Annotated in this window: 10 protein-coding genes; 6 read left to right on the top strand and 4 right to left on the bottom strand. The window is 69.7% G+C overall.

What is annotated here, in order from left to right; translation table 11 throughout:
* A partial coding sequence (locus tag BLQ73_RS30425; protein ID WP_093176316.1) for a LuxR C-terminal-related transcriptional regulator occupies positions 1 to 477 on the top strand: 477 nt, incomplete at its 5' end.
* Here BLQ73_RS30425 and BLQ73_RS30420 read toward each other — a convergent pair.
* Positions 459 to 1,133: a response regulator gene (locus BLQ73_RS30420; RefSeq protein WP_093176314.1), complete on the bottom strand. Its 675-nt coding sequence runs from the start codon at positions 1,131 to 1,133 to the stop codon at positions 459 to 461. The genes BLQ73_RS30425 and BLQ73_RS30420 overlap by 19 nt on opposite strands.
* Positions 1,130 to 2,821: a sensor histidine kinase gene (locus tag BLQ73_RS30415; RefSeq protein WP_093176311.1), complete on the bottom strand. Its 1,692-nt coding sequence runs from the start codon at positions 2,819 to 2,821 to the stop codon at positions 1,130 to 1,132. Before BLQ73_RS30415 ends, BLQ73_RS30420 begins: the two co-directional genes overlap by 4 nt.
* A 98-nt stretch (positions 2,822 to 2,919) precedes the next feature.
* Between BLQ73_RS30415 and BLQ73_RS30410 the strand changes: the two genes are divergently transcribed.
* The 3 genes from BLQ73_RS30410 to BLQ73_RS30400 are packed head-to-tail and all read left to right on the top strand — an operon-like array spanning position 2,920 to position 5,965.
* Positions 2,920 to 3,927, top strand: coding sequence for a Bug family tripartite tricarboxylate transporter substrate binding protein (locus BLQ73_RS30410; RefSeq protein ID WP_093176308.1), 1,008 nt, complete (start codon positions 2,920 to 2,922; stop codon positions 3,925 to 3,927).
* Positions 3,924 to 4,454 (top strand): tripartite tricarboxylate transporter TctB family protein, encoded by a 531-nt coding sequence (locus BLQ73_RS30405; protein ID WP_093176306.1) that lies wholly within the window; start codon positions 3,924 to 3,926, stop codon positions 4,452 to 4,454. The genes BLQ73_RS30410 and BLQ73_RS30405 overlap by 4 nt, the downstream gene beginning before the upstream one ends.
* Positions 4,454 to 5,965, top strand: coding sequence for a tripartite tricarboxylate transporter permease (locus BLQ73_RS30400; RefSeq protein ID WP_093176303.1), 1,512 nt, complete (start codon positions 4,454 to 4,456; stop codon positions 5,963 to 5,965). The genes BLQ73_RS30405 and BLQ73_RS30400 overlap by 1 nt, the downstream gene beginning before the upstream one ends.
* Before the next feature lie 54 nt (positions 5,966 to 6,019).
* Here BLQ73_RS30400 and BLQ73_RS32995 read toward each other — a convergent pair whose 3' ends face one another.
* Both BLQ73_RS32995 and BLQ73_RS30395 read right to left on the bottom strand, forming a co-directional pair.
* Positions 6,020 to 6,157 (bottom strand): hypothetical protein, encoded by a 138-nt coding sequence (locus BLQ73_RS32995; RefSeq protein ID WP_176955787.1) that lies wholly within the window; start codon positions 6,155 to 6,157, stop codon positions 6,020 to 6,022.
* A 124-nt stretch (positions 6,158 to 6,281) separates the two neighbouring features.
* Positions 6,282 to 7,355: a HesA/MoeB/ThiF family protein gene (locus BLQ73_RS30395; RefSeq protein ID WP_093176300.1), complete on the bottom strand. Its 1,074-nt coding sequence runs from the start codon at positions 7,353 to 7,355 to the stop codon at positions 6,282 to 6,284.
* Between the two features lie 281 nt (positions 7,356 to 7,636).
* Here BLQ73_RS30395 and BLQ73_RS30390 point away from each other — a divergent pair, with 281 nt between their 5' ends.
* Positions 7,637 to 8,521, top strand: coding sequence for an alpha/beta fold hydrolase (locus BLQ73_RS30390; protein WP_093176298.1), 885 nt, complete (start codon positions 7,637 to 7,639; stop codon positions 8,519 to 8,521).
* 97 nt (positions 8,522 to 8,618) lie between these two features.
* Positions 8,619 to 9,463: SGNH/GDSL hydrolase family protein (locus BLQ73_RS30385; protein WP_093176295.1), on the top strand; the 845-nt coding region annotated here is incomplete at its 3' end.

Here is a 9,463-nt window from a genome sequence, read left to right as displayed (position 1 = left end):
GAGGCGGCCGGGATCGTCGCGGCCGAGACGGCGTGCCGGGTGCTCATGCTGACCACGTTCGACCTCGACGACTACGTGTTCGAGGCGCTGCGGGCGGGCGCGAGCGGGTTCCTGCTCAAGGATGTACGGCGGGGCGACCTCGTGCACGCCGTACGCGTGGTGGCGGCCGGCGAGTCGCTGCTGGCCCCCTCTGTCACCCGCAAGCTGATCGCCGAGTTCACCTCCCGGTCTCCGGCCGCCAAGCCGCCGGCCGCAGAGCTCGGAGTGCTGACCGCCCGGGAGCGAGAGACCCTGCGGATGATCGCCCTGGGGCAGTCCAACGCCGAGATCGCCGCCACGATGGTCCTCAGTGAGCACACCGTGAAGAGCCACGTCAGCAACATCCTCACCAAGCTCGGCGTGCGGGATCGGGTGCAGGCCGTGATCGCAGCCTACGAGGGCCGCCTGGTCGTACCGGGTCAGGCGGTCCAGCGGTAGCGGCGTTCGGGGCGGCCGGCGGAGCCGTACCGGAGGGAGACCGAGACGCGGCCGGTGGTCACGAAGTGTTCGAGATAGCGGCGGGCGCTGACGCGGGAGACGCCGACGAGGGCGGCGCATTCGGCGGCGGACATGGTGTCGCCGGCGGCGCGCAGGGCGTTCTCGACGAGTTCGGCGGTCTCGACGCTCATTCCTTTGGGCAGGGTGACGGTGCCGGTGGGGGTGCGGGTGAGGGCGAGGAAGCGGTCGACTTCGGCCTGGCCGCTGACGAGGGGGGCGGCGGGGGCGGTCTTCTGGGCGGAGTACTGCGTGAGCCGTACGCGCAGGTCGGCGGCTTCGAAGGGTTTGAGCAGATAGCCGACGACGCCGTGGCGGGCGGCCCCGCGCACGGCCTCGACTTCGCGGGCGGCGCTGATGACGAGCACGTCGCAGTCGTGGCCTTCGGCGCGCAGCCGGGCGATGACCTCCAAGCCGAAGATGTCGGGTAGGTAGAGGTCGAGCAGCACCAGGTGGGGCCGGAGTTCGGCGACGGCGGTGACGGCGTGCTCTCCGGTGTGGGCCATGCCGACGACGCGGAATCCGTCGACGGCGTCGACGAAGCGGCGGTTGACGCGCGCGACCATGAAGTCGTCGTCGACGACCAGGACATCGATCAACGTATGTTCTCCATCACGTGTCGGGCTCGGTGACCGACGGACAACCGGGCGGTGAAGACGGCGCCGTCGGCGGTGTTGGCGACGGCCACCTCACCGCCGCGGCGCCTGCAGACCAATTGGGTGAGGGCGAGGCCGATTCCGCGTTCGCCGCCTTGGGCGGCTTTGGTGGTGAAGCCGCGGGTGAAGACCTCTTCGGCGAGTTCCGGGGCCACGCCGGGGCCCGAGTCCCGCACGACGATCTCGACGATCGAGGCGTCCTGCCGCATTTCGACCTCCACCCAGGCGGCGTCGGTTCCCTGGGTGGCGCCCGGTACGGCGGCGGCGTCGACGGCGTTGTCGACGAGGTTGCCGACGACCGTGGCGACGTCGGCGGAGTCTTCGGGGGCGAGCCGTTCGAGGGCGGTGCGCTCGGAGAGGCGCAGCCGTACTTTCCTTTCGGCCGCCAGGGAGGATTTGGCCATGAGCAGGGCGGCGACGGCGGTGTCGCGGACGCGGTTGGTGACCTCGAGGTCGAGGGACTCTCGGTGGCTTCTGAGGGTGCGGATGTAGCTCACCACCTCGTCGTGCTCTCCGATCTGGATCAGCCCCGAGATGATGTGGAGCTGGTTGGAGAACTCGTGGGCCTGGGCGCGCAGCAGGTCGGTGGTGCTGCGGAACGACCCGAGTTCGCGTTCCAGCCTGGCGAGTTCCGTGCGGTCCCGCAGTGTGGTGACCGAGCCGAGTCTGCGGCCGTCTTTGATGACGTTCATCCGGTTCATCACGAGCACCCGGCCGTGGTGGACGACGATCTCGTCGGTGGCCTTGGGGTTCTCCCCGCTCCTGCTCACCGACGCCTCCTCGTCTTCGTCGGCGCCCGGGCCGGCGAGGACGTCGAACAGGCGGTCGCCGATGCCGAGTTCGCTCAGGCTCTTGCCGACGCAGGCGTCGGGCAGGTCGAGCAGTTCGCGGCCGACGGCGTTGACGAGGGTGATGCGGAGTTGCAGGTCGAGGGCGACGACGCCTTCGGCGATGCCGTACAGCATGGCTTCGCGGTGTTCGGCGAGGCCGGCGATCTCGTGGGGTTCCATGCCGAGGGTCTTGCGTTTGATGCGCCGGGCGAGCAGCCAGGAGCCGACGACGCCGAGCGCGCTGGCGAGGCCGAGGTAGACGAGCAGGTAGGAGGAGGCGCCGATGAGCGATTGCACGAGGGACGGCGAGGCGATGCCGATCATCACGGTGCCGAGGTGTTCGCCGTGGTTTCTGGGCGCGTCGCCGAGGACGGGGGTCTGGGCGACGAGTTCGCGGGAGTCGTCCACCAGCAGGTAGCCGGACCAGCCGCGCGCGTCGAAGACGGCGCTGCCTGTGACGGGGAGGGGGGTGCCGATGAGGGTGGGGTTGCTGGCGCTGAGGATTTTGCCGCGGGCATCGGCGATGGTCACCGAGGAGACATTGGTCTCCGTCATGGTGCGCTGGACCAGCGGCGCGAGTACTTCGGCGGGCGCGGGCCGGTCGAGCTGGCTGCGCACGAGGGGGCTCCAGGCCATCTGTTCGGCGAGGGCGGTGAGGCGGCGTCCTTCGACGCGGTCGAACGTCGAGGCGGACTGGGCCAGCGACACCGCGCCGACGGCGATGAGAACGACGACGACGACGGCCAGTTGGAGCACCAGCAACTCCCCCGCAAGGGTGAGCCGAAGGGATCGAACGACCAAAATGAACTCATTCTTCGCTGGTCACATAAGGGAGACGTATGCCCGACGGGGCCACACAATCATGGCGCTGGGCACCCTCAAAGCGAAAGAGATGACTTGTGAGAACTCGGATATCCGCGATCGTCAGCGCGCTTGTGGCGGTCACGGTGTTCACGGTCGGATGCGGCGCCACCGCCCCCAAGCAGGACGAGACAAGCGGCAAGGCGGGCGGCGGAGCCGCCACCGGGCTGCGCATCATGGTGCCCAACACGCCGGGCGGCGGTTACGACACCACGGCGCGGACCCTCGCCAGGGTGATGGAGGAGGCCGGCATCGCCACCGGCGTACAGGTCTTCAACCTGCCGGGCGCGGGCGGCACCGTCGGGCTCCAGCGCACGGTGAACGAACGCTCCAACGGCAAGCTGGCCATGCAGATGGGCCTCGGTGTGGTCGGGGCGTCCTACACCTCCAAGTCCAAGGCCACGCTCTCGCAGACCACGCCGATCGCCAAGCTGATCGAGGAGGCCGGGGCGATCGTGGTCTCGAAGGACTCGCCGTACAAGACGATCGGCGACCTGGTCGAGGCGTGGAAGAAGGACCCGAGCAAGGTCACCGTGGGCGGCGGCTCGTCGCCGGGCGGCCCGGACCACCTGCTGCCGATGCAGCTCGCCAAGACCGTGGGCATCGACCCGAAGAAGGTGAACTTCATCTCCTATGACGGCGGCGGTGAACTGCTGCCCGCGATCCTGGGCAACAAGGTCGCGTTCGGGGCCAGCGGCTACGGGGAGTTCCTCGACCAGGTGGAGTCCGGCCAGGTGCGGGTGCTGGCCGTCACGAGCGCCGAGCAGGTCGGCGTGCTCAAGGACGTGCCCACGTTGAAGAGTTCCGGCATCGACCTGGTGTTCACCAACTGGCGCGGGATCGTCGCACCTCCCGGCATCAGCGAGCAGGACCGCCAGGCGTGGGTGGACGTGGTGACGCGCGCCCGCGACTCCGAGCAGTGGAAGGCCGAATGCGAGAAGCGCGGCTGGAGCGACTCGTTCCTGGCGGGCGACGAGTTCACGGCGTACCTCTCCGAGCAGGACAAGACCGTGGCCGACATCCTCAAGCAGCTCGGGCTGGCATGAGCGTTCAGACCCGCGAGCCGGAAGCGGCGGATGAAAAACCCAAGGGCGGGGACCGCGCGCAGTACGGCGTGTGCGCCTTCCTCGTCCTGCTGGGCGTCATGGTGATCGTCGACGCCATGCGGATCAGCCACTTCGCCTCCAGCAACGACCCCGTCGGGCCCCGCCCGGTGCCGATCATCCTGGGCGTGCTGCTGCTGATCACCGCCGCCGTCTACACCGTCGACGTGACCCGCGGCGGACGGGGAGAGCCCGAGAGCGGGGAGGACATCGACCTGACGTCCCGCATCGACTGGCGCACGGTCCTGCTCGTGATCGCCGCGTTCGCCGTCAACGCGGTGCTGATCGAATGGGCCGGCTGGGTGATCAGTGGAACGCTCCTGTTCTGGGGTACGGCGTTCGCCCTCGGAAGCCGGCACCACTTCCGCAACCTGGCGGTCGCGGTGTCGCTGTCCCTGATCACCTTCTACTCGTTCGCGATCGGCCTGGGCGTCAACCTGCCCGCCGGCCTGCTCCAAGGAATCCTCTGATGGACAGCGTCGCGCACCTGCTCGATGGCTTCGCCGCCGTCCTCGCCCCCAGCACCCTGCTGGTGGCGCTGATCGGCGTCATCGCGGGCACGGCGGTCGGGGTCCTGCCCGGCATCGGCCCCGCCATGACCGTCGCCCTGCTGCTCCCCCTGACGTACGGCATGGAGCCGACCCAGGCGTTCATCCTGTTCGCCGGCATCTACTACGGCGGGATGTACGGCGGGTCCACCACCTCGATCCTGCTGAACACGCCCGGCGAGTCGGCCTCGGTCGTCACCGCGATCGAGGGCAACAAGATGGCGAAGGCTGGACGCGCCGCCCAGGCGCTGGCCACCGCGGCCATCGGGTCGTTCGTCGCGGGCACCCTCGCCAACGTGCTGCTGGTGCTGGTCACACCCGTCGTGGTGTCCTTCGCCATCAGCCTCGGCGCGCCCGACTACTTCGCCCTGATGATGCTGGCGTTCGTCGCGGTGTCGGCCGTCCTTGGAGCCTCACGCCTGCGCGGCATCACGTCCCTGCTGCTCGGGCTCGTCATCGGCCTCGTCGGCATCGACTCGGTCACCGGCCAGCGCAGGCTCACCTTCGACATCCCGCAACTGGCCGACGGCATCGACGTGATCGTGGTGGCCGTCGGCATCTTCGCCGTCGGCGAGGCGCTGTGGACCGCCGCCCACCTGCGGCGCTCCAAGCCCACCGTGATCCCCGTGGGCCGGCCGTGGATGGGAGCCCAGGACTGGAAGCGCTCGTGGCGGCCGTGGCTGCGCGGCACCGCGTTCGGTTTCCCGTTCGGCGCGCTGCCCGCGGGCGGCGCGGAGCTCCCGACGTTCCTGTCGTACGTTACGGAGAAACGCCTCAGCAAGCACCGCGAGGAGTTCGGCAAGGGCGCGATCGAAGGGGTGGCCGGGCCGGAGGCGGCCAACAACGCCTCGGCCGCGGGCACGCTGGTGCCGATGCTGGCGATCGGCCTGCCGACGACGGCGACCGCCGCGGTGATGCTCGCCGCGTTCGAGTCGTACGGCATCCAGCCCGGTCCGCTGCTGTTCGAACGGCAGCCGACACTGGTGTGGACGCTGATCGCCAGCCTGTTCGTCGGCAACCTGATGCTGCTGGTCCTGAACCTGCCGCTGGCTCCCACATGGGCGAAACTCCTGCAGATCCCCCGGCCCTACCTGTACGCCGGGATCCTGTTCTTCGCATCCATGGGCGCCTACGCCGTCAACGCCCAGCCCATGGACCTGGCGCTTCTGCTCGTGCTGGGGCTGCTCGGCTTCGGCATGAGAAGGTTCGGCCTGCCCGTGCTGCCGCTGATCGTCGGCGTCATCCTCGGCCCCCGCGCCGAACAGCAGGGGCGCCGCTCGCTCCAGCTCTCGGGCGGCGAGCTGTCGGGACTGATCGGCGGGCCTGTGGCCCTCACGGTCTACGCGGCCATCGCGCTCATTCTCCTGTGGCCGCTGCTGCGCCGCTTCGCGCCCCGGCTCCTGCGGCGCGACACCCCGGCGAGAACCGGCTGACGACGCTCACGTGCGCGGCCGGACGGGCCGGTGGCGGCCCGTCCGGCCCGCACATTAGTTCCCGATGGAGTTGCTGAGGTCAGTCGTTTCGAACCGGTGGAGAAGCCGGATGGATATGTGGGTGGTGGGAGCGGCGTCGATCGATGGGGTGCCGACGGGTGGGGCGTCATCCTCGTGCTTCAGTTCGTTCATTCGTCTCCTTTCCCGTGCTGCGGAGTCTTCCTGAACGCTTGCCGAGCGAAGGAAATGATAAGAATATCCTCCGGTTTCGCAATATTTCTCGTCAAGCCCCAACAATTCCGGTCGGGAATTCAGGTCATCCGCATGTGGGACAGCCCGGCCTCGGCTCATGCCGTACGTAGACGTGGTGGCCGGGGTCGATCAGGTTGACGCCGGTGACATAGCCGGGTGACACCGCCGGCACTCCGGTGAGGAGGGCCAGTACGGCGTGCGCCGTAAACTGCCCCGACAGCCCCGCCGAGGGCGCGGACACGCCCGGCCCGCCCAGGTCCACCGGGGTGCCCGCGGGCAGGCGCGCCTCCTCCCCCGCCCGCAGGCACTCGTAGCACGCCCCTCCCGGGCCGTACACCCCCACCGTCACCAGCGGGCCGCTGTAACCGCCGCCCGCCCAGGGGATCCGCCGCCGCCCGCAGACGCGGCTCGCCCACACCCGCACCCCGTCCGGGCCGCGCGGCTCGTCGGCGCACAGCGCGAGCACGTCGAACCCCTCCACGAGCTGCGCCAACTCCTCCTGCGACCGCACCCGCCGGCGCTGCCCCGTCACCGACACCGAGGAGTTCACCGCGCGCAGCCGCCGGAGCGCCGCCTCCACTTTCGGGGCGCCGACGTCGCCCTCGTCGTAGAGCACCTGGCGGTTCAGGTTGGACAGCTCCACCACGTCGTCGTCCACGCAGTGCACGGCCCCGACCCCCGCCGCGACCAGCGACCAGGCGGTATGCCCGCCCGTCCCGCCGAGGCCCACCACGAGCGCCCGTGCGCTCTTGAGGCGCATCTGCGCCTCCCATCCGTGCTCCCTGGGGGTCAGATCCACGTGCCGAAAGAACGCACGATTACGCTCATATCGCAATATTTCGGATTCGGTAAGTTCTGGGGGTGCTGTCCGGTGCGCGTTTTCGACGTACCCCGACTCCACAAGCGCCCCGACGACCGTCCGGGCCTGCCGCGCCGATATATCCACAAATTTACGGCACAGCCCACGAACGATCTCCTCGATCTCTCGCCGCCCGTCCATCAGCTCCAGCGCCGCCCACACCCACCCCCGCGGGTCGGTGATCTCCGCGGCCAAGCCGTAGACCCCGCCCCCGATCCGGATCGTCCCGTCGTCGAGGCGATGCGGACGGTGCTCGGGCTTCACGCGAGGGTGGCGCATATGGTGCTTTCTTCCGTGGGTTATGCGCAACTCAAACCACTTCACCCGCTTCGCATTCGTGCGACCCGGGCGCGACCGTACGGCACCGGCCCACGTGGCCGGGTCGGCCGCGCGACGGGGCGCGGCGGGGGCCGCCGTACGCGCTGCTCCGGGTGCGGGACCAGGGAGGCCGCCAGAGGCGGTGTACATGGCGACCATTCGCTATTTTGACACAAATTCCGGGAAATTGTCCACGAATTAGGGATAGAAATATATAAGCGCACTATGTATATTCTTCACTCGTGGAGAAAAGCGAGGAGAAATACGTTTCGTCAGGCCCCCTGAGGCTGTGGACAGAGAGCTTCGGCTACCAGCAGGACCCCACTGTCCTGCTGGTGATGGGCTCGGCGGCCCAGGGCATCGGATGGCCCGACGACATGGTGGAGGTGCTGGTCGCGGCCGGTCGGCATGTCATCCGGTTCGACCACCGGGACACAGGTCTGTCGGACTGGGTGGATTTCACCACCCACCCGTACACACTCGCGGACATGGCCGCCGACGCCGAGGCCGTACTCGACGGCTACGGCATCGACCGGGCGCATATCGCGGGGGCGTCGCTCGGAGGAGGAATCGCGCAGTGGCTCGGGGCGCACCGGCCGCAACGGGTGCTGACACTGACGTTGATCATGACATCGCCGATGGGCAACGAGGCGGGGCCGGCGTGGGCGCGGGCGGTGGCCGGGCTGGATCCCGACCCCGGCGAGCTGCCGCCGCCGGACGCGGCGCTGATCCGGCACTTCATGAGCGGCGGGCACGAGGAAGGGGCCGACGAGACGTGGAGGCTCCTGAACGGGGAGGCGGTGCCGTACGACGGGGCCGCGGCGCGGCGGTTCGTCGAGGCGTCGCTGAAGCGGGCCCGCAAACCCGGGTCGGAGGCGCAGCACGATCTCGCCGGACGGTCGATGACAGAGGACCGGCGTGCTCCGCTGTCGTCGATCGCCGCGCCGACGCTCGTCGTCCACGGAGCCCAAGACCCGCTGTTCCCGCCGCGGCACGGGCAGGCGCTGGCAGAGGCGATCCCGGGGGCCGAGCTGGCCGTGGTCGACGGGATGGGCCACGCGTTCTTCTCGCCGGGGCTCCCCCGCCGAATCGCCGACCTCATGGTCGGGCACACGCAAGGCCGGTGAGCGCAAAGCCCAGGTGTGGCGCGCACGCGCCTGAACGGCGGCACGGATACCATCCGCTACGTTGAGGGTCCCCCGACGACCGACGTCAGGAGGACCTGTGCCTGGTTTCCGTGCCCGGGCGGCGGCGACCGCGACAGCCGCGCTGTGCGCGGCGGTCGCGGCCGGCCCGGCTCCCGCGGGGGCCGACCGGCGGATGGCCTACGCGTGGACCGCGCTCGGCGACTCCTACACGGCGGGAGCCGTCGCCGCGGCCGGGGAGGAGATCGAGCGGGTCCGCGACGGATGCTCCCGCACCAGGCTGTCCTACCCGCAGGTGATCGCCGAGCGTCTCGGATCCGCGGTGGCGCTGACCAACGTGAGCTGCGCCAACGCGACGATCCGACACGTCGCCGTGGAGGAGCAGCGGCCGGTCGGCCACCACACTCCCCCGCTGTCCAACGACCCCGACCACCCGTTCGAGCCGGTGGCGTTGCAGCTCCACGCGGTGCGCCCCAACACCGACGTGGTGACGGTCGGCATCGGCGGCGGCACCCTGGGCCTCGCCGAGCTCCTCGGAAGCTGCATCACCCTGGGGGCGAAGTCCCGCGGCCGGGGCGCGCCGTGCAAGGAGCGGTTCGACGGCGAGATCGGCGACCGGTTGACGACCGTCCGCGAACACTACGATGAGATGCTCACGGCCATCCACGACAAGGCGCCGTTCGCCAAGGTGATCACCGTGGGCTACCCCCGTCTCATCCCGGAGGACACACGCAAATGCGCCTACGGGAACCTGGTGGGTTTCGCCACGATCACCAGGGCCGACCTCGACTGGCTGCGCACCGACGCGCTGGAGGCCCTCAACACCGCCATCCGCGAGGTCGCCGACGAGCAGGGCGACGTCTTCGTCGACCTCTACACCTCCAGCCGGGGCCACAGCGTCTGCGACAAGGCCGGCGGCCGGAA

Origin of the sequence: Sinosporangium album, from assembly GCF_900100605.1 — a bacterium.
Lineage (GTDB): Bacteria > Actinomycetota > Actinomycetes > Streptosporangiales > Streptosporangiaceae > Sinosporangium > Sinosporangium album.
This window is presented reverse-complemented; position numbering and strand designations above follow the sequence as displayed.